This window comes from Candidatus Bathyarchaeota archaeon (genome assembly GCA_026014805.1).
In the GTDB taxonomy this organism is placed as follows: domain Archaea; phylum Thermoproteota; class Bathyarchaeia; order Bathyarchaeales; family SOJC01; genus JAGLZW01.
On record JAOZHR010000022.1, the window covers coordinates 47,918 to 68,704 of the forward strand.

A 20,787-nucleotide genomic window follows, 5' to 3' on the forward strand; every position below is an offset into this window, starting at 1 on the left:
CATTCATCTTTTCGAGAGAGGAGAACCAATGGAAATTAGAGTTGCAATAGCAGGGGTTGGAAATTGTGCTTCAGCCCTCATCCAAGGTGTCGAATACTATAAAAACGCCAGAGAAGACACGAAGGTTCCAGGATTAATGCATGTCAATTTCGGGGGCTATCATGTTCGAAGCATAAAGTTCGTAGCTGCCTTCGAAGTTAACCAGCAGAAGATTGGTAAAGACTTGGCTGACGCCATATGGGCTGAGCCAAATGTCTGTGCAAAGTTTACTGATGTCCCCCAGCTAGGAGTAAAAGTGATTCCTGGGCCTGCTCTTGATGGGGTGGCGCCTCACATGAAGACACCATTCCATGCTTATGACAGTGAGAAGGTTGAGGCTTCTGACATTGCACAAGTTCTTGCAGACACTAGGGTGGACATGCTAGTTAATTTTATTCCAGTAGGAAGTCACAACGCAACGTTTCACTATGCTCAGGCGTGTCTTGATGCGAGATGCGCCTTCGTTAACTGCATTCCGGAATTCGTTGCCTCAGATAAAGCATGGGGCAAAAGGTTTGAAGGAAAGGGCCTGCCTGTTGCGGGCGACGACATTAAGAGCCAGCTTGGCGCCACAATTTTGCATCGGAATTTGGTGAGGCTGTGTGTTGATAGGGGGATTAAAATTGAGGAAACTTATCAGCTCAACCTCGGTGGCAACACGGATTTCTTGAATATGACGGTGGAGGATAGGTTGAAGACGAAGCGTATAAGCAAGACTGAGGCTGTTACTAGTCTTGTGCCTTATGAAGTACCGACGCGCATCGGTCCTTCTGACTATGTGCCTTTTCTTAAGGATAAGAAAATATGCTACTTATATGTTAAAGGGCGAAAGTTTGGCGATCAACCAGTTACGCTGAGAGCGAAGTTGGAGGTTGAGGATTCACCTAACAGCGCAGGAGTAACTATAGATGTTATAAGGGCTGTGAAGCTGGCGCAAGATAGAGGAATCGCAGGTCCTCTTGTCAGTATTTCTTCTTATGCGTTCAAGCATCCTCCAGTGCAGGTTCCAGACGACTTGGCAAGACAGTGGGTAGAAGACTTCATTACAGGAAAGCGAGATAAATAGAAAATGAAGAAGAAATTAGAAACTCATGATTCACGTGTGACAAACATTATATTCTTTATCTAATGATGGAGAATCGGGATTCTGATGAGTCCTAGGAAATCTGTCTCAACCGGTGCCAACATAGGTATTCGATATGAACAACACATAAATCATTTGCTCAAGAACAAAGGACTTCAGCCCAAAAAGATTGTATCTGCTGGTGCTACAGATAGCCCCAACGGATTTGTTGATTATCACTCTATTAATTTTCCTATCGAAATAAAGAAAGATCTGTCTGCCGATTTCGCTCAAATTGAGTTGAATTGGGACATTAAAAAAAGATTTTTCTATTCTAAACGGAGTAAGAACAACGAATTCATATCGATTCTTAAAAAAGAAAAATTCTTGGATGAAATAAATACAAGATGGAGTGGAATCCCTCGAAAATTTACCCGCAATTTTCTCACCAAAAATGATAGATATCGAGATTTAGATGAATTCCCAGACATAAAGCGAGAAATCAAGGAAAATCTAATAGAGCAATTCTACAATTTGAAGAGCCCTCCAATCCACTACATCCAAATTGGTGGTTATGGATTCTTTTGTATGGGAAATGACGTCGCAGGATTGGGCATGCCTAGATTAATTGGAAAAGGAACTTTACGTGCAAGAGTGAAGACTAGAAACTCGAGAAAAAATCTTTATGGATTTCTGGTGGCAATAAAACTCAGAAGTTTGAAACCGTCTTCATATGATATAGAAGAAAAAAATGGAAGAACTTTTCCTTTTGAATGAGAAGTGAGTTATAGATGCAACTAGACTAGCGACTTATGCTGCTTTTTTCCGTTGGTTCCCCAAATATTATCCAGATCAGGCGTAAATTGGTAGTCTCGATAATATTTCGAAACGTCATCAGCAGGTCTAATTTTTTCCAGCCGTTTCTTGATTAAATTTACATGACTAGGATCTATTTCAATGCCAACTGATTTCCTTCTTAACTGGTAGGCTGTTACCAAGGTTGTACCCGTTCCTGCCATGGGATCGAAAACTATATCGCCAGGAAGGGAAGATGATAGAATTACTCTTATCAAAAGAGCGACAGGTGATTGCTGCTTATGTATTCTGTTTCCTGTCTTGTCTCTAAGAGGTTCTTTACCTGCAAAATAGCCGCTAGTTAATTCTTTGATATCAGCCCATATGTCAGTAGCATACATTCCGTTTTTTCTCTTGTACTTATAGTGAGGTGGAAGAGGGGGGTCTATCCGCAGCCGGTTAAATACTCTAGGTTTTCTACCTTTTGTTGCAAATGCTATTACTTGATAGCTTTTGCCAAATCTGTATCTACCAGGTACTGCAGAAGTCTGTTTCCTCCAAATCATTGTATTCTGATAAGCCCATTTTGTTTCCCGTAAAGAACGTAAAATAAACTCGGCGTTTTTCTCTCTTTGCATGAAATAAATTGCTCCACCGTTTACAGTCGCGTTATATGTTCCTTCAAGAACCTTTTTGATCCAAGTCCAATATTCCTCGGGTTTCTGGTCATCATCAAAATATTCATAATCCTTACCCTGGTTATACGGAGGATCAAAAAAAGTAAGATATATGTCCTTGATTGAGCCATTTTTGAAATAGTGTAGGCAATCCCCTTGCAAGATCACCGGCTTACTATTTGTGACCGAATTCTCTTTCATAGTTCTATAGCCCTTGCATTTATTCAATTATCTATTACCCCAATTAAGTATATGGCGTTTTATATTGGCAAGCTGCAATTCTAGGCTTCCAATTCTTATGTTCGTTTCTAAGAAACTTCCCGAAAAGTAATACTTCTTCATTTATCAAGGTCTCAATGGTCTGTTTCTTACCAACTCTAATCCTCGGAACTTCAACTTCTAATTCGAAAAAGGCATACAAGCCTTTTAATTCTGATTATCGTTTTTTCAGAACATTTCTAACAAAGACATTAGCCGCATTTTCTTCTTTTCTTTTGGACATCTCCAACCCTTTATTCTCTACAATATGATGGTACAACTCATGTAGAACATTCCTTTTGTTCAACCCCTTCTTGGTGAAACAAGCAAGACCTTCGAAATAATCACACTCGCATGTTCTCATCACCCTTCTACCATCCAATGTTATCTTCATCTTTGGAATTCCGTAGTATTCAGTTAGAACATCTACTCTTTCTGTGCTCCTTTCAGCTCGTAGGCTAAGTGGAACTTCTCACAAACTCTCTTAGAAGGAACACGAATTTTCATTCTTGCTCCCTCAAAGAATAGCTATTCTGGGAACCCAACTCTTCCTTTCGTCTCTCAGATATTTCGCTAGAAGCAGAGCCTCTTCGTTAATCAGAGTCTCTATCTCTTGCCTTAGTTGGAAAGATGGTTAATTAGTTGCCGGTCTATCACATCAAGAGAGACTTGAGTACGAGGCGAAAAATCGTGGACTGAAGTTCGCCTATGACGGAATGCGTGTGAAGTTATAGTACCTCAAATGTTTCTTTCTTGATGGTGTGCGTATAGGTGGAATCTAGGTCTTCTGTCGAATAAAATCTTCAAATAGTTGCGTGGCCCTTTCAAGGGGCAGTATTTTTGGTGGTTGTTTAAAGGCGTAGGCAGAAATGCTCAGTATCGCTCCCGCTTCTCCTCTTTCAAGGGCAACCTTGACCGCTCTTATAACGTCTAAAAGAACTGAACCAGCATTTGGACCATCAACGGTGCACAACCGCAGTTCAATTTCCATCGGCACTCTTCCGAAATATAGCCCCTTTAACCACAAATAGCTATCCCGTCGGTTTTGCAGAAAATCCACGTAATCAGTTGTCCCAGCCACAACCGAAGCCTTATAGGGCAAAGCCGACTCTACCGTCTTCGTCTTCACAACCCGCTTAGTTTCTCGACTCCTCTCCAGTGTATTCAGAGACTCTGTCCCTCCACCCACATCAAGCTGATAAGTTTCGGAAATGCGAACACCCCGCGCCGAAAGTAATCTCAGCAGCGTCTTATGCAATGTGGTGGCGCCGACTTGATCGATCAAATCATCACCCACAACCGGTAACCCTGCGTTCTTGAAATGTCCCGCCCACGTGATGTCACTTGCAATACTCACAGGCGTTACATTAATAAAAGCGCAACCAGCCCTAAGCGCTTGCTCTGCATACCATTGTGCAGCCTTCACCGCGCCGCTTGGAAGAAGGTTAACAAGCATGTCAGCACCGCTTTCCTTCAACACGTGTGCCGGATCTATTTCAGGAGAAGAATCGATTTTCACGATATCTTTGAGGTAACTTCCTAGACCATCTAAGACCTGTCCTTTTTGGACAGAGACGCCCAATTCAGGAACTTGAGCGAACTTCAAAGTGTTGTTTGGCTCTGCAAAGATAGCCTTTGACAGATCCTTTCCAACTTTTCTAGCGTCAACGTCAAAAGCTGCAACGATTTCAATGTCCCGCGGATGATACCCTGCAAGAATTAACCGCCTTAGTCCAATCACATCTTCTTCATTGTCCATGTCTTTGTAATAGTGCAGACCTTGAACAAAACCTGAGGAACAATTTCCAACGCCAGCTAGCGCAATTTTAATTTTAGTCATCGAAAGTCACCAGTCACGCTTATGAGATAAGCGGTCCTATTCAAAACTTTTGGGGCTACAGACATCTACAAAAGCATTCTATCTTGTGAATCCTTTTATGATAAAAAAACTTTGAGAAAATAGTTTTGGATATGTTAGACAGTCGTCATCTTTGCTGGCTTTAGTGTTAGTACCTTGTACTTGTTCTTCTTCTCTTCGACCAACAATCTCTACAGTAGACTGGCCTGCTGGGATCGGGCTTGAATGGAACTTCACATTCATTACCGCAATCAGCGCAAACTGCCTTGGTCATCTCTCGAGTTTCTTTTTCGTATGGCATACAGACTGCACCTCCTATTCGATAAGACAGAACTAGTTTTCTTTGGACTAATTCTTGCTTGTCTACCCAGTTGACGAATCGCCTTATAAACTTATGTAGCATCCAGCAGATAAACCAGCAATACCCCCCCAATTATGATTATAGAATTTTTTTCCATGATACTAACCTCATAATACAACCTAAGTTTCTATTCTGCATGCATCTCATAGGCTTAAGTTTTTATGACTTGTGGAAGCGTGCGCATTGCCAGTATTCTCCATACATACATGCACTAAGTTTCTTCCACATGCCGCGCTCCCTGGCTCAACAGATATTAGCTACACGAGTTATCCTAACCCTTCCTCTCTTTTTGTGCATGTATGGTTGATTGTCACCAAACCATTGGGATATATCCGTCTTTTATGAGGTTTGAAATTATTGGACCAACATATTCTATCTTGATTCCCAGCTTCGCCAAATTGCCAGACCAACTTTCCTTGTCGGATATATACTTGCAAGCCACACATTCACTTAGTTTGGCTATCTCTTGAGCCCTTTTTGCTATATCTTCGTCTTCAGCTACTAATCGCTCTGAAGGTCCGAAAAAAATCACTTTTACGTCATCTAGCCATCTATACTTGATAGCATTGCGAGCATACATCATACCAGTTTGAGCTTTCTCTTTTTCGCCAGTTGCGATAATTATCAAAAGTTTTGAACTCATAATAGAGCACATCCGTGAAAAAAATGTCAGTCGCGTATTAATGCATTTTGGGCCACGCGAACATCTTTATTCATCTTGCATGTAATTTCAGCATATGGAGCGTTTGAAGAGAGCTTTGAAATATGCGTTTTGCATCCTCACTCGACAGGATTTCATCAACCGAATTTTGACAGCATCACCCGACAGTTTACAGGAACATTCATGACCCTAAGACTTAACAGAGCCGAAGAAAACAGACCTTATATGTCTCACATCGGGTGATATCTCCACTTGGGGGAGGGTTCAAATCTCTCCCGGTCCACCTAGAATTCTAATGTTCCACTAGTGAGAAACTGAGAGCGCTAACCTTCAGTCTTAAGAGATTGTGAGAATCCAGATCAGAAGCTCAGATTATGTATCTGAATCTGGATTTCTAAATCATAACTTTTTTCTAGCTTCGAAAGCTGCTTACAATACTTGACAATCATGTGTACCACATGCGCGCTCGCAGGTAACGGCAAATGACTTAATAAAGATTGAACAGAAAGACGCCAGTGACGCCTCTTACACCACTAGATGTATGTAGTTGGAGTCAGTATATAAGTTTAAGGTTGGGTAAGGAATATGCCCTACAAGTTTAGCTTTGACCTTTCGAGAATATCTAAGGGTTTCTTTAGAGAACTCGCAAGCATAGCCAATGAGAAAGGTCTGCACAAAAAACTTGGAGGTCGCGCTAGGCATTTAGCTGAAAAATTTAGAATTCAAGAAATGACTGGCTTGGAGATTTCTGATGCATTAATGCTTGTCGAAGACCTTGTTGACGTATATGTTAGAAACCTTTCCGAAGAACAAAAATTTCATAAAACTGGAAAACGGGCTGTTCTTCTGCCTCACTGCGCCCGCAAGTATATGGACAATCGTTGTCAAGCGAGCTTCAATCCTGAAACTCCATCTTATAGCTGTGGTCACTGCTCAGAAGACTGTATAGTAAACCAGGCTACAAAGCTGGCTGAGAAGAATGACTACGACGTATTTGTTATCCCTGGGAGTTCTTGTGTTCCTCAGATATTGAAAAGGAGTGGCTGTGAAGGAGTTATAGCTGTCGCTTGTGGTCACGAGTTGAAAATGGGTGGTGACTTTATCCAACATCTAGGCTTAACTGGCCAAGCAATTCCTCTTACGAAAAATGGTTGCGCAAACACCAAGTTCAACATAGAGATTTTGAAGAAGATTATGGCTTATTCCTAGACTACGCTTATCCTAATCCTGAAAATGCTTTTCCTTTCAACATTAACTTGCAAAGGTAAAAACTAGTGTTTTCATTGCAGTATAAGTTATAGAGCTTCTCACGTAATTACTTTGCACTTTCCATGTTCGGAGTCTATATGATTCCAAATAGAATTTTGATCGCTTACCATCAAACACGGCAAACCGGGATGCACACAAAATCTATAAGATTGAAGCCTTTACAACTAAGCTCTCAAACGCTTGGAGGAAAACCATTTGAGTTTAGAACAAACAGTAGAAAACGTAGCAGTTAACCTGTTACGCTTTGCAGTTACAGAATTACCAAAAGATGTTAAAGAAGCCCTCCAAAAAGCTTACCAAGAAGAAACAAGTGAAGCGGGGAAAACACAACTCAAAGCCATCCTTGACAATGTTGCGTTAGCCCAAAGAACCCGCACCCCCATGTGCCAAGACACCGGCACAATAATCTTCTATATCAAAGCCGGAGCAGAAGTCAAAAATCTAGACAAGATTGAAAACGCTTTACGCAACGCCACCAAAAGAGCCACAAACGAAGTGCCCTTGAGACCAAATGCTGTAGACCCATTCAAACAGAAAAACACAGGCAACAACACAGGTAGAAACATCCCCTACATAAACTGGGAAATAGTGCCCGGCAACACCCTTGAAATCACTGTGCTACCGAAAGGCGGTGGCTCAGAAAACGTCTGCGTTACTACTATGCTAGTACCTGGAGAAGGTATCAAAGGGCTAAAGAAATTTGTCATAGACTCCGTAATCAAAGCAGGCTCAAAACCGTGCCCCCCAAACATTTTAGGCGTGGCAATTGGAGGAGGAACAGATATCTCCATGAAACTGGCAAAAAAAGCGTTACTACGCCCCCTTAACCACCCCAACTCAGACCCCGAAATAGCCAAACTTGAAAAAGAACTACTGGAAGCCGCAAACCAAACAGGTATAGGACCCATGGGATTAGGCGGCAAGTTCACCGTCCTAAGTGTAAACATAGACTACGCTGCAAGGCACCCCGCATCCTATCCAGCGGCAGTAGCCTTCAACTGCTGGGCGGCAAGAAGGGCAACAGCACGCATTCATCCAGGTGGGCGTGTTGAATACTTAACGCATGAAATGAGGTGAAAAAGAATTGGCAACATACAAATTAACCACCCCAATCTCCGAAGAACATGTGCGAAAATTGAAAGTCAACGATGTTGTATACATCACAGGAACTATAGTGACAGCCCGCGACCAAGCTCATAAAAGAGCCCTGCAATTTCATAAAGAAGGAAAACAACTCCCAATCAACTTAGAAGGTTTGGCAGTTTTTCACTGCGGTCCCATAGTCAAAAAGGAAGGAGACAAATGGAACATAGTGGCAGCTGGCCCCACAACTAGCACACGAATGGACATTTTCGAAGATGAATTCATCAAGAACTTCAAAACCCGCGTCATCATTGGTAAAGGAGGCATGGGTAAACGCACCACCGACGCCATGCAGAAATACGGTGCCATCTATGGAGCCTTCACGGGCGGAGCCGCAGTCCTCGCCGCAAAAGCAATAAAAAAAATCAAAAATGTCGAATGGATCGACCTGGGCATGCCCGAAGCCCTATGGATATTAAAGACTGAAGAATTTGGTCCCCTAACAGTCGCGATAGACTCTCACGGAAACAATCTCTTCGAAGATGTTAAAAAGAAAACAGAAGAAAATCGAACAGTTATCTACCAAAAACTCGGCATTCAGCCATAGCAAACTGCAATGTGCGCATGAATCTCTAACTCAAATCGGTCATAGTGCTTCCTTCAAAGGCTCTAGGATATCCTTCATCGCGCAGAAGAGGATAGTGCATTGTATGCAGAACCTTTTGAAGAACCTTCAGTGAAACCTGCGTGTGCGTGCCAAGAAAGAGCGTGAAGGGATGTTGAAAAGACTTCAATCATTAGGATACATTCAATGCGAAGATTCTGAACTCTAGGCGCGCGCGAACGGTTATATGGCTTGCGAAAGTAGCTCTGCTATGTCTAGGACTTGAATTTTTCCTTCCAAGCCTGTTGTTTTAACGGCATCCTCGAAGGTTAGGAGACAGAAGGGACACGCAACAACTAATATCTCTGCTCCCGAGTCGGCTGCGTCCTTGACGCGGATTTCGGCGAGACGTTCTCCAGGAATGTCTATCCACATTCTTCCTCCGCCGCCTTCGCAACACAAGCTTCGCTCCCTAGAACGATCGAACTCTACAAGTTTTACGCCTGGAATGTTTTCGATAGCTCTTCTGGGCTCGTCGTATATGCCATTCTGTTTTCCTAGGAAGCAGGGATCGTGATAGATGACTGTTTTGTTTATCTCTCGTGAAAATGTGAGATTACCTTTGCTGATTAAGTCTGCAAGTAACTGTGTGTGATGCAAAACCTCGAAGCTTGTTTGTCCATATCTGTTTTTGAAGGCGTTGTATGAGTGGGGACAGCTTGTGACAAGATGCTTTACATCATACTTGTTGAATAGCTTAACGTTTTCTTCTATTAGAAGTTCGAATAGGCCTTTTTCACCCATACCATAAACTTCGCTTCCACAGCAGTTTTCTTCGTCTCCTAATGTTCCAAAGTTGACTCCTGCTTTTTCGAAGCACTTCACCAAGCTTGTCGCCACCTCTTGAACTCGAGGATCATAAGCCGGTGTGCAACCTACAAAATAAAGAAACTCTGCATCTTGCGAGACGTGTTTAATGTCTAGTTCTTGTGCCCACTCCGACCTTTTGCTTCTTATTCTTGCCCACGGATTACCATTCTTAAAAGTGCTCTCTAACGCATCACGGAGTGTTGTAGCGATTTGTCCTTGTTCTACCGCAAGGCTTCTGATGTCAATTAGAAAGTCGTAGGGATTTATTTCCTTTGGACAGCGAATTCCACATGTAGCGCAGGTTGTACAGCTCCATAACTCGTTTTGGGAGTGTATGGTTAGCTTGCCACCTACAGAAACTTCCCGCATGTACTTTCTAACGTTTAAATTAGCCTTTCTGGACACTGGGCAACTTCCGGTACATATTCCGCAGTGAATACATTCAAGCAACTTATGTTTTTGAACGAGTTCCTGCACATTCATTTTTCTTGTCTCGCTTTGATAAGATGAAACATAAGGTTTTTTAAGCGTTTTCCTTTGTATGAATAAAAACAAGTTAAGGAAACGAGGGTGGCAAGATGGAGAAGGCGCCAACGAGAATAGGGATTTACGTTTGCGAGTGCGGTGGAAACATAGGGGACGTTGTGGATGTAAAAGCTGTCTTAGAAGCAGTTAAGAATTGGGAAGGAGTTGTCGTCACAAAATACCAAAAATATCTTTGTTCAAAGCCATCCCAAGAAGTAATAGCTGAAGCTATAAAAAAGAAAGACTTGGACCGAGTTGTAATCGCCAGCTGCACTCCAAGAATGCACCTTGCAACCTTTCAAAGCGTACTCGAGCGAGCTGGATTAAACCCTTACATGCTTGAATTCGTAAACATCCGAGAACAAGCCTCGTGGGTTCATGGTCCACAATCCTCTACGGCAGCCACAAAAAAAGCTATAAGCCTAATAAGGGGTGGCTATGAGCGAAGCATAGAACTTGAACCTTTAGAGAGCATAAGTGAAAAATGTTCAAGAGAAATTCTAGTAGTTGGTGGTGGGATAGCTGGCATTACTGCGGCTCTGGAACTTGGCTATTTGGGTTTTAAGGTTCATGTTGTGGAAAGGAAACCAAGCATAGGCGGGAACATGGCTAAATTAACCAAAGTTTTCCCCACGTTAGACTGTGCCCAGTGTATACTCACGCCGAGAATGGCTGAGGTTGGGCGAAACCGAAACGTGAATTTGCTTACTTACGCTGAAGTACGTGGTATAAGCGGACGCCCAGGCAACTATGAAGTGGAAGTTTTCATGAAGCCTCGCGGCGTGGATACTGAGACTTGTAGAAGTTGTGGTGTATGCGCTAAAGTTTGCCCAGTTACGGTGCCCGATGAGTTCAACGAAGGCATATCTCAGAGAAAGGCGGTGTACGTAGAGTTCCCTCAAGCAGTGCCCTCAGTTTATGTGATAGACTTTGGTGCGTGCACGAAATGCTCAAAATGTGAGCAGCTTTGTCCAGCCAAAGCCATAAACTTGGAAGACAAGGGAAAAACAATTAGGCTGAAAGTGGGCGCCATAATTATGGCCACTGGCTACGAGCTTTATGACGCGAACATGCTTAAGAACTATGGATATAGCGTTTACAAAGATGTTATCAGTATGATGGATCTGGAACGGTTAACTTCTGCATCTGGACCGACAGGGGGTTATGTGAAAAGGGCGGATGGCGACGACGTTAAAAGGATAGCGATTGTACTTTGTGCGGGCTCCAGAGATAAGAACCACATTTCATATTGCAGCCGGATATGCTGCATGTACGCATTAAAGCAAGCTTTCGTGCTTAGGAAAATGCTTGGAATCGATGTTCATGTTTATTATATTGACATTAGAGCTACTGGTAAGGGTTATGAAGAGCTTTATTGGCGAGATGAGGAAGCTGGAGTTATCTTTACTAAAGGTAGAGTGGCTGAAATCTGGAAGAGCAAAAATGACAAACTAGTTGTTTTAACGGAGGATACTTTAATGGGTGAGGTTATGGAAAGAGAGTTCGACATGGTTGCTTTAGCTACGCCCATGGTTCCACCTGCGGGACTTGGAGAGCTCGCTGGCAAAATGAAACTTTCCTTAGGAGAAAAAGGTTTCATACAAGAAAAACACCCAAAGCTCGACCCCGTAGACTCACTTAAAACTGGGATTTTTGCATGTGGATGCGCCCTAAGCCCGAAAGACGTTCGCGACACGGTTTCCGACGCATTAGCAGCATCTGCCAAGGCTTCTCTTTTCCTGAAAGGAGAACGCATAACGACAAGTCCAGAGAAGGCCTTTGTAGTTGCAGCCTTATGTGATGGCTGTGGTCTTTGCATTCAAGTTTGTCCAGTCAACGCTATAACCATGGAAGCCAAAAAAGCCAAGATTAACCCGTTCATGTGTACTGGCTGCGGGGCATGCATTCCCGTTTGCCCGAAGGGAGCTATAGACTTTAAAAATTCAACAAATAGGCAGATCATAGCTAATCTACGGGGAGTTCTCATGGACAAGGAGCCTAACGAGGTTAGGATTGTTGCTTTTGTAGACAAGAATGTTGGATATACCGGCATGGACTTTCTGGGTCTTGACCGTGTCAACTATCCCGAAAACGTTCGAATATTGGCGGTTCCTTCTACCGCTATCTTAGGTTTAAAACATTTGCTTTATACCTTTGCCTTAGGAGCAGATGGAATATTGGTGATTGAGGGACAAGAAGACATCGATGAGCATTTTACCAAAAAGAGGATGATTGAAATGAACCGTTCCCTTGCAGAGTTTGACATAAAAGGCATGAGAGTCCGCTACAGCTATGTCCCCCTACCAGTATACAAGAAGGCTGCAGACTTGTTCACAAGGTTTTCCGAAAGAATTAAGAAATTCGGGCCCTTCTCCATGAAGAAACGTAATAAGCTCAAAGAGAAGCTAGGCATCTAGGAGAGAAAAAGCGTTATGGATATAATCGTTTGTGTGAAACACGTTCCTGAAACGGCGGAAGCAGAGATAAAAATAGACTCTGCAGGAAAATCCATAGAAAAAAGTGGTTTAGTTTTTGACATTAATGAATGGGATGATTACGCTCTAGAGGAAGCAGTGCAAGTAAAAGAAAGAATCGGAGGAACTGTCACCGCCATAACAGTGGGTTCTGAGGACGCTGACAGCACTTTAAGAAAGTGTCTAGCCCGAGGAGCAGACAAGGCTGTAAGGCTTACCGACCCGAAGTTCGAAGGCTCTGACGGCTACGCCATCGCCAAAATCCTCTATAAGACCATTAAGGACTTGCCTTTCAACATGATATTTACGGGGGCACAAGCAGGTGACGATGGCTATGCAATAGTGGGGCCAATACTTGCAGAACTTCTCGGAATCCCCCACGCCACTATGGTTAAGAAAATCGAATTGAACAGTGACGTCGCCAAGGTTAACCGTGAATTGGAAGGTGGCTTGGAAGAAATTATCGAAATAAGGCTACCAGCTGTGCTTACAATCCAAACAGGAATTAATGAACCTCGCTATGTCTCCATTATGGGAATAAGAAAAGCAATGCAGAAGGAGATAAAAGTCTTCAGCTTGGCTGAAGTTGGCCTAAGCGAAAATGAGGTTGGGGAAGCTGGTTCATGGACAAAAATAGAAAATATGTACGTGCCACCTGTAGAGAAACAAGCAGAATTCCTAAAAGGGAGTCCAGAAGAAGTTGCTGCGAGAATCGCCGAAATCCTAAAAGCAAGGGGGTTAGTATAAATGAAAGAAATTTTTGTTCTAAGCGAACACAGGCAAGGACAGATCAGAGACATAACCTTTGAAATGTTAGCCAAAGGTAAGGAATTGGCTGAGAAAACAAACACAGAACTAACAGTAGTGCTATTCGGGAAAGATGTCAAAGAACAAGCAAAAACTCTTTCAGAATACGCAAAAAAGGTTCTGTTGGTTGAAGATGCAAAGTTGGAGAATTTTAACTCAGAAACCTATCAGAAAATACTATCCAATTTAATAAGAGAACGCAAGCCATTATTAACCTTAATTGGGCACACCTCTTTTGGTATGGATTTGGCGCCATGCCTCGCTGTTTCGTTGGATGTACCCTTAGCAACGGACTGCATAGACCTAAGATTTAAAAATGGGACATTAACTGTGACACGTCAGATGTATGGTGGCAAAGTAAACGTCAATGCAGTGCTTCGTAAAGCAGAAAATTACATCGTGACTGTTCGACAAGCATCTTTCCCAGCTGGAAAGAAGACTTCTACAAATGGAGAAATTATTGAAATTCCTTCTCCTATTTCCGAGGAAACAGCGGAAAAACGCTTTATCAAATACGTTTTGCCTCCTCCCGGCGGCGTAGATATAACAGCTGCGGATGTGCTCGTAGGAATTGGGCGCGGGATAAAAGACGAAAGTGATATTCCTCCAATAGAAGAACTGGCAACAACCCTTGGAGCTGTATTAGCCTGTTCACGTCCCATCGTAGATAAAGGATGGCTTCCTAACGACCGCCAAATAGGCAGTTCTGGAAAGACCGTTAAACCGAAACTTTACATAGCCCTCGGAATAAGCGGTGCCTTCCAACATGTCCTCGGGATGAAGAACTCGGATCTAATCATCGCAATAAACAAGGATCCACACGCACCTATATTCAGTGTAGCTGACTATGGTATCGTGGAAGACCTCTTCAAAATAGTTCCGCCCCTAAAAAGCAAAGTAAATGAACTAAAAGGAAAAAGGTAACGCAATCAAACTTTTTGCCCGTTCCATCGATGCCCACTTCGAATTTCTTCATGATCTCCATTTTCCTAAGCCACAAAGAATCCTCTTTCTCAAATCAGGGTGATACCTTGAAGGCTGAGTTGTTAATTTCTGAGTTCAACTATGCTTTAGCAAGACGCAATATTTAATACACAGCCATACACTTTAATTGTACAGGAGAGCAACGTTGCAACACTTGAAAAAAGCGTCAGCGAAACTAAAAGATTCTCTAAAAAAAATTAAGTTGCCACGATTCCGTAAGTCACCTATGCAAATGGTTGTTCAAAAAGCACCACCAAAACCAGTGCCCAGGGGTTTCAAGATTATTGAGAGATATCCGTTGTATGAACCTTTTGCACATGTGGCTATAGTGCAGAACCCAAAAACTGGTGAATACAAATATATACTTGACGAGTTACAGCTGGATCCGTTGGAACAGAATATCTACAATCGTGTTTTGGATGTTTTGCTGGCTGAGATAGATTCTCCAAAAGAGGAAATTGATGATCCTAGAAAGTTTTTTGCCACAGAAGCCAGACAAATCGTCGACAAATACCGTATCAGCCTAGGATGGTTACCCGATGTTTCTTGGTACAAAATCCTATATCACGCTGAGCGAGACCTCGTCGGCTTCGGAAGAATTGACCCACTTATGCGTGATCCTAACATCGAAGACATATCATGCGACGGTATCCAAAAATCAGTTTACATATGGCACCGAAAATACGAAAGTCTCGAAACCAACCTCATTTTCCGAGAAGATCCCGAATTGGACAACTTGGTAGTTAAGCTAGTTCACATGGGTGGACAACATGTAAGCTCTGCATTCCCTATAGTTGACGCCTCACTTCCCGGAAAACATAGACTTGCTGTATGCTATCGACGCGAAATTACGCCTTTTGGCACAGCTTTCACTATACGGAAATTCAGAGAAGACCCATATTCTATCATTGACTTGATTAACCTCGGAACCTTCTCTGAAGAGATAGCTGCGTATTTCTGGTTATGTCTAGAAAATAGAGCATCAGTCATGATTTTGGGAGGCACAGCATCCGGGAAAACAACAGCATTGAATGCTCTTGCCTGCCTTATTAAGCCAGGTAGCAAACTAATCACAATTGAGGAAACCGCTGAGCTGAATCTTTCTCATGAGAACTGGATTTCGTTGATTTCAAGAAGGAGTTATGGACTTGGTAAAAACCAAACAGGTGAAGTGACACTTTTTGATCTTGTAAAAACTTCGATGAGACATAGGCCAGACGTTCTCATAGTAGGGGAGATTCGAGGCGCAGAAGCCTATGTCCTATTTCAGGCAATGGCAACAGGTCATGGTGGTATGAGCACAATGCACGCTGAAGACATTGATTCTGCGGTTAAGCGTCTCACCCAGAAGCCTATGAATATTGCACCTGCATACATTCCGCTCTTGAACATTGTGTTATCTATTCAAAGGGTTCACTTAGAAGTAGAGGGGGAAACGAAAGCATTTAGACGTGTGATGGAAATAAGTGAAGTTGCTAACTACGAGGATTATCGAAGGATTTTCAAATGGCAACCTACGAAAGACGATTACATATCTTCATTTGACGATAGCGTTATGTTGCCTTACATGTCTGAACGCACCGACATGGACAGAAAAGATTTGGAAAAGGAGATTGAGCAACGTAGAAAAGTGTTGCATTGGATGAGAGAACAAAACATTCGCAGCTACAAAGATGTTGCAGCAATTATTGCAGAATATTATGCTAGACCAGAAGAATTCTACAAAAAAGTTTCAATAGGAGAAATAGAAGCACTTGCCATTGCTAAGCACTCTTGAAGGGCTTTCATTCCGCTTTTTCGGAAGGATAGCGCCAGTCTTCCTAAAGAACGTCTTCGAGTTCGAAGGCTATCTTCAAAGAGCAAATATGAGGATATACGCTGAAACATATGTATCTCTAATGTTTTTTGTAGCTTCTCTGACACTTCCAGTAAGTATAGTTGCTATTGTGCTTCTCTACTTCTTCCAATTCATCCCTCTCATTTTCCTAGTGCCTACCCCCCTGTTTGTAATGATTGCCTTCATGCTCACCCCTATGTCCAAAGCCAGTGAACGATCTCAACGGTTAGAAAGAGAAATGCCATTTGCCGCAACTTACGTGGCCGTCATGGCATCAGGAGGAATTCCTCCATATACAAGCTTCAAACGACTTGCAAAAGCAGACTTGATGCCTGCTATGAGCCAAGAAGCAAAAAACTTGATCAGAGATGTAGAGATTTTTGGCGTAGATCCTTTAACTGCTATGCAAAGCTCTGCAAAAGCAAATCCATTAGACATTTATCGGGAGTTTGTTGGAGGATACGCTTCTACAGTTATCATAGGTGGAGACATTACCAGTTTCCTTGAAACAAAGTCTAGAGAGCTCTTTAAGACAAGAGCTGCAAGAGTACGAGCGGCTGCAGAGCGGCTTGGCATGCTTCTAGAGTCATTCATTATCATTATGGTCCTCATGTCTCTGTGCTTTTATATCTTGTTCAGCGTGGAGGCAATCTATAGTACAGGAATGTCTTCGTACTCAGGAATAATCCTGTACACGTATGTTTTCACGCCGCTACTTTCGTTTGTGTTTATCTATCTTGCACATGGTATGCAGCCGAAATCTCCAGTTACGGATTGGAGACCCTACAAGGCTTTTGGAATCTGTGCGGTGATTGCTGTAGCAGTTCTTATGCTTCTCACTAACTTCTTAGGTATTATGCCTGTTCCGTTTCTTGCGCCATTAGCAAATATTGTCGATCTTCCAACGGCAGTCTCGATAACTTTAGTGATTACAACTGGACCACCCGCCATTATCCATACGAGACTTTCTGCAGAAAAAATGAGCACCGAGAAGGGAGTTACCCTTTTTCTTCAAGACCTTACAGAAACTAGGAAGACTGGTCTTGCCCCGGAAAAATGTATTGAAACTCTTTCTAATCGGGAATATGGAAGTTTCAGCAAGCATTTAAAGAAAATAACAGCTGAACTTTCTTGGGGTATCCCGATAAGGAAAGTTTTCATGGATTTTGTCAGCCGAACAAAAAGTTGGGCGACGCAGATTGTTATGTTTCTTTTGGTGGAGACGATTGATGTTGGCGGTGGCACTATCGCGATGATTGAGTCGCTTGCGAGATTTACCACTACGACGCAGCAGGTGGAAAGAGAGAAGAGGATGTCAGTTAAGCCTTACATAATGATGCCTTACTTTGCGTCTCTCATGTTGGTGGCTACAACTGTTATGATGCTCACTTTTACAACACAAACGGTTGGCCTTGCAGGTCCTGAGGCTACGACTGCGGTAGATATAGATGCATTAATGCTTATTTTCTCCACTTCTGTCATAATTCATAGCTATTTAATCGGGCTTGTGGGAGGGAAGATAAGTGAGGAATCCGTTGCTGCAGGCTTCAAACACGCGACATTACTGACAATAATCGCTATAGTAGCATCTAAGGTAGCTCCATCTTTGATTAGCTTCCAAGGAGGTTAACTGTTGATATGATTTTCAATAGGCGCGGGGTCTCGTATGCTATATCTGCAGTTATAATGACTGCAACTATTATAGTGTTGGTGCTTGTAACTAGTACCTACACCTATCAAGTTCTAGAGCAACAAAGGGGTGCAGCTGAGTTTGCGGTTGCGAAGAAGTCAATCTTAGCATTTGATGACGCACTAGAAAACATTGCTTGGAAGCCTCAGGGGGCCCGTTCAGCCAGATTCACAGTTAATTATGGGCAGTTAGAGTTAGTACCAGATATGCGGTTAATCGTTAACGTCACGGGCTATGAAGGCGCGAACTATTCCGTCAGTACGGGATATGTAAAATATCGCACAAAGACGATGTATGTTAACTTTGGAGCGAACTATGCCTCATACCTCTTAGGGAACGACGAAATAATTTCTAACGGCACAGGAAGCTATGGAAGGGCGTTAATAGAACAAAACTCAGGCTGGGTTACATTGAACCTAGCTTATGGAGTGCGAGCTATGAAAACCTATACAATTAACGTTACTGAGGGTGATCAGCAGGTACTTGTCAATTACGTGGACATATGGATTATTAGTATTGAGATAGCGAAATGGTCAACATACATTGGTGATTTTGATCTTATCGCAAGATGTCTTAATATAACAACGATCCCTTATGGTAGTCTCCACGGCAACGGCTATGACGTTTTAGAAGACAAATGCAATATCAGCGTTCGATTGGGAGATAATGCTCTTGACACAACTCTTATTCAATTGGATGGTAGTAAGGTTGTTTTTAACTTTGTTATTGCTACGGTGCGGGTGAGCGTGTAGGAGGAGATGTGAATGGTAGCGCCTTTGATGAGTCATGTCATTTGTACTAGCGCCTTGATCGCTCTGATTTTTGTGATGCCGTTTTACTATTTCTACATAATAGACAACGTAAATGTTGAGATGATGAAGCGTGAACTAAAGGAAGTTGCCGACTACGTATCTAACTCGTTGGGAAACCTCTATTTTCTGGCAAACTCTACTAACTGTGACGTCGTGTTACAGAAGGATCTCGATTTGCCCTCAAGCATTCGGGACTCAACATATTTTGTTGAAATCGTATACCAAAACGGTTCGGCCCAATTCGTAAGGGCTCGTTTGAAAGACAATTCATGGAATTATGCGGATTCGTGGCTTCTTCCGGGTTTGAAGGTGTATCAAGAAGACTGTTTGGTGGAAAGCAGTGAGAGGTTGGTGGTTGCGGGGTGTGTTAGCAATAGCACAGGTGTATGGGTGTGGCTTGGAGTTGAGAGATAAGTGTATCGTAAGACAAAAGACTTAAGAGACGCTCACTATACTTTATACATAGAAAAAGTTTCTAGTTTAAGGAGGGATTGAATTTGGTAGGAGAACTGTATGATTACGTAGTTTCCATTGTAGTGGTAGGTATAATTTTCGTATCTGGCGTGTTGGCTGTTCCAGCCATAAGCTATGTCAATCTACTTTATGTAGACGAGCAGCAACTCAGAAACACAGCCTTGAACGTGTTAAACGCGATACTTCTAGGAAGCGGCTCTCCATCGGATTGGGGGTCTGCATTTCCATTTTATCAGAATAATGTTAATGCCTTTGGGCTAGCTTATTCAGAGGAATCTTCACTGTACGTATTGGACATGGATAAAGTGCAGAGATTAGACAAAGACAGCCCGGGGTACATAGAATACCTACGTGCACGGGACTTGCTTGAACTCAAGGACTATGGCTTTAGCCTCAGCATTTTCCGACCCTTTGTGGTTGATTGGGATCTTCAAATCAACAATGCATCGAATTACGTCTTTTTCGCAGTTAACGTGACCCGTAGCGTAGACCGGAGACCGATTCCGAATGCCCAAGTAAGCGTTACAATTCTTTGTACAGCAAGGCATCCCGATAAAGTAGAGGAGCCTTTAGTCAATGTCACTTCGCCAGAAACTTTGTTCACGGACGCTTTGGGGAGATGCGAAGGAAACCAAACTATGCAAATTCCGTCTGGTTACATTCTGCAAACAGCTATCGCAATTATGACGATAACAGTCGCAGGCATATCAACAATGGTAGTGGCGCAACAAGATCAATGGGCACAAAACGTGATGAAGATTAACACTTTTGGAGACACCGTTATTCTGTCATTTCGAGGTGAACTTACCAATACGAGTGCGGTGCGAAGGATTCTCAACTTCATGGCATACAACTATGATGATACACTGACGGAGATATACGGAGGCGGCGATGGGAATGATGATAAGATTACTGAAGGCTATGGCTATGTCTATTGGAACAATACTTTTCCTGGGCTCAAAGCTATGGAACCTGCCTTACTGCTTTTTCTAGTAAGCGTTCCACTGGGAGCAGGAGGAGGAGGCCGCAGACCTGTAATAATCGTCGGTCCGTTTTCACTTTGGGAGTCTTCCAAGATTTTCAGTTTTGGTCCTGATTCAGAACAAAGTAGTAACGTTGCGTTAAAGCTTCGTCGTTATGTTGTTTTCTCTGGTATGGAGTTCATTGCAGAGTTAACGTTATGGAAAGAATAGCAATGAGCGCAATGAGGAATACAAAGGGACAGATGCGGGTCATTGAAACCTTGCTTGCTTCATTCATTTTCATATCCGCCTTAACTTTCGTCAACACATTCGCCGTGCTCCCTTCAAGTCCGAAATATGAGACTAGCGATCTTGAAAAAATGGGTCACAACGTTCTTCATGATTTAGATGAACAAAAGCTTCTGGGTCGCTTCGTTTACAATCAAACTGAGTGGGAAGACCTTGGGCTTGCGTTGACGATATTTTTGCCCCCAGACGTGTACTTCAATTTAACCATTTATAATGTAGATTACCACGTAATCAACCGAGATGTGCCTATATGTTATGGTGCCGAAGAGGCTTTCAAAGCTTCAAATTCGACGGTTTCAGTAACTTACATGATCCCTGGATACCAATCACAATATGACCCAAGAATTCTGGTATTGCAGCTTGTGAGAGGATAAA

The 20,787-nt window shown here is 42.7% G+C and carries 19 protein-coding genes; 14 read left to right on the top strand and 5 right to left on the bottom strand.

Features of this window, described 5'->3' with window-relative positions; genetic code table 11:
• The first annotated feature begins 28 nt into the window (after positions 1 to 28).
• The gene (locus NWE91_05390; GenBank protein MCW3985826.1) at positions 29 to 1,105 is read left to right on the top strand and encodes an inositol-3-phosphate synthase; all 1,077 of its coding nucleotides are present in this window, start codon (positions 29 to 31) and stop codon (positions 1,103 to 1,105) included.
• 84 nt (positions 1,106 to 1,189) lie between these two features.
• Positions 1,190 to 1,879, top strand: coding sequence for a hypothetical protein (locus NWE91_05395; protein MCW3985827.1), 690 nt, complete (start codon positions 1,190 to 1,192; stop codon positions 1,877 to 1,879).
• A 20-nt stretch (positions 1,880 to 1,899) separates the two neighbouring features.
• Here NWE91_05395 and NWE91_05400 read toward each other — a convergent pair whose 3' ends face one another.
• The 4 genes from NWE91_05400 to NWE91_05415 all read right to left on the bottom strand — a co-directional run bounded on the left by NWE91_05400 (position 1,900) and on the right by NWE91_05415 (position 5,694).
• Positions 1,900 to 2,802 (bottom strand): site-specific DNA-methyltransferase, encoded by a 903-nt coding sequence (locus tag NWE91_05400; protein MCW3985828.1) that lies wholly within the window; start codon positions 2,800 to 2,802, stop codon positions 1,900 to 1,902.
• 808 nt (positions 2,803 to 3,610) lie between these two features.
• Positions 3,611 to 4,672 (bottom strand): inositol-3-phosphate synthase, encoded by a 1,062-nt coding sequence (locus NWE91_05405; protein ID MCW3985829.1) that lies wholly within the window; start codon positions 4,670 to 4,672, stop codon positions 3,611 to 3,613.
• Between the two features lie 166 nt (positions 4,673 to 4,838).
• Complete coding sequence (locus NWE91_05410) at positions 4,839 to 4,991, bottom strand: DNA-directed RNA polymerase (protein ID MCW3985830.1); 153 nt, start codon at positions 4,989 to 4,991, stop codon at positions 4,839 to 4,841.
• Between the two features lie 370 nt (positions 4,992 to 5,361).
• Positions 5,362 to 5,694: a hypothetical protein gene (locus NWE91_05415; protein MCW3985831.1), complete on the bottom strand. Its 333-nt coding sequence runs from the start codon at positions 5,692 to 5,694 to the stop codon at positions 5,362 to 5,364.
• 603 nt (positions 5,695 to 6,297) lie between these two features.
• Here NWE91_05415 and NWE91_05420 point away from each other — a divergent pair.
• The 3 genes from NWE91_05420 (at position 6,298) to NWE91_05430 (ending at position 8,671) form a co-directional block, all read left to right on the top strand.
• Positions 6,298 to 6,921: a DUF116 domain-containing protein gene (locus NWE91_05420; protein ID MCW3985832.1), complete on the top strand. Its 624-nt coding sequence runs from the start codon at positions 6,298 to 6,300 to the stop codon at positions 6,919 to 6,921.
• A 255-nt stretch (positions 6,922 to 7,176) separates the two neighbouring features.
• Entirely contained in the window at positions 7,177 to 8,058 is an 882-nt protein-coding gene (locus NWE91_05425) for a fumarate hydratase (GenBank protein ID MCW3985833.1), read from the top strand.
• A 7-nt stretch (positions 8,059 to 8,065) separates the two neighbouring features.
• Entirely contained in the window at positions 8,066 to 8,671 is a 606-nt protein-coding gene (locus NWE91_05430) for a FumA C-terminus/TtdB family hydratase beta subunit (protein MCW3985834.1), read from the top strand.
• A gap of 240 nt (positions 8,672 to 8,911) precedes the next feature.
• Here NWE91_05430 and NWE91_05435 read toward each other — a convergent pair whose 3' ends face one another.
• The gene (locus NWE91_05435; protein MCW3985835.1) at positions 8,912 to 10,021 is read right to left on the bottom strand and encodes a (Fe-S)-binding protein; all 1,110 of its coding nucleotides are present in this window, start codon (positions 10,019 to 10,021) and stop codon (positions 8,912 to 8,914) included.
• Positions 10,022 to 10,116: 95 nt separating this feature from the next.
• Between NWE91_05435 and NWE91_05440 the strand changes: the two genes are divergently transcribed.
• The 9 genes from NWE91_05440 (at position 10,117) to NWE91_05480 (ending at position 20,786) form a co-directional block, all read left to right on the top strand.
• The gene (locus NWE91_05440; protein ID MCW3985836.1) at positions 10,117 to 12,480 is read left to right on the top strand and encodes a 4Fe-4S binding protein; all 2,364 of its coding nucleotides are present in this window, start codon (positions 10,117 to 10,119) and stop codon (positions 12,478 to 12,480) included.
• A 15-nt stretch (positions 12,481 to 12,495) separates the two neighbouring features.
• Complete coding sequence (locus tag NWE91_05445; GenBank protein MCW3985837.1) at positions 12,496 to 13,284, top strand: electron transfer flavoprotein subunit beta/FixA family protein; 789 nt, start codon at positions 12,496 to 12,498, stop codon at positions 13,282 to 13,284.
• Positions 13,285 to 14,268, top strand: coding sequence for an electron transfer flavoprotein subunit alpha/FixB family protein (locus tag NWE91_05450; protein ID MCW3985838.1), 984 nt, complete (start codon positions 13,285 to 13,287; stop codon positions 14,266 to 14,268).
• A 205-nt stretch (positions 14,269 to 14,473) separates the two neighbouring features.
• The gene (locus NWE91_05455) at positions 14,474 to 16,105 is read left to right on the top strand and encodes a type II/IV secretion system ATPase subunit (protein ID MCW3985839.1); all 1,632 of its coding nucleotides are present in this window, start codon (positions 14,474 to 14,476) and stop codon (positions 16,103 to 16,105) included.
• Positions 16,083 to 17,795: a type II secretion system F family protein gene (locus NWE91_05460; protein MCW3985840.1), complete on the top strand. Its 1,713-nt coding sequence runs from the start codon at positions 16,083 to 16,085 to the stop codon at positions 17,793 to 17,795. Before NWE91_05455 ends, NWE91_05460 begins: the two co-directional genes overlap by 23 nt.
• Before the next feature lie 8 nt (positions 17,796 to 17,803).
• Entirely contained in the window at positions 17,804 to 18,607 is an 804-nt protein-coding gene (locus tag NWE91_05465) for a hypothetical protein (GenBank protein MCW3985841.1), read from the top strand.
• 12 nt (positions 18,608 to 18,619) lie between these two features.
• Positions 18,620 to 19,081: a hypothetical protein gene (locus NWE91_05470; GenBank protein MCW3985842.1), complete on the top strand. Its 462-nt coding sequence runs from the start codon at positions 18,620 to 18,622 to the stop codon at positions 19,079 to 19,081.
• Between the two features lie 83 nt (positions 19,082 to 19,164).
• A complete protein-coding gene (locus tag NWE91_05475) occupies positions 19,165 to 20,334 on the top strand; it encodes a hypothetical protein (GenBank protein ID MCW3985843.1) in 1,170 nt (389 codons plus the stop codon).
• Positions 20,322 to 20,786, top strand: coding sequence for a hypothetical protein (locus NWE91_05480; GenBank protein MCW3985844.1), 465 nt, complete (start codon positions 20,322 to 20,324; stop codon positions 20,784 to 20,786). Before NWE91_05475 ends, NWE91_05480 begins: the two co-directional genes overlap by 13 nt.
• The last annotated feature ends 1 nt before the right edge of the window (position 20,787 follow it).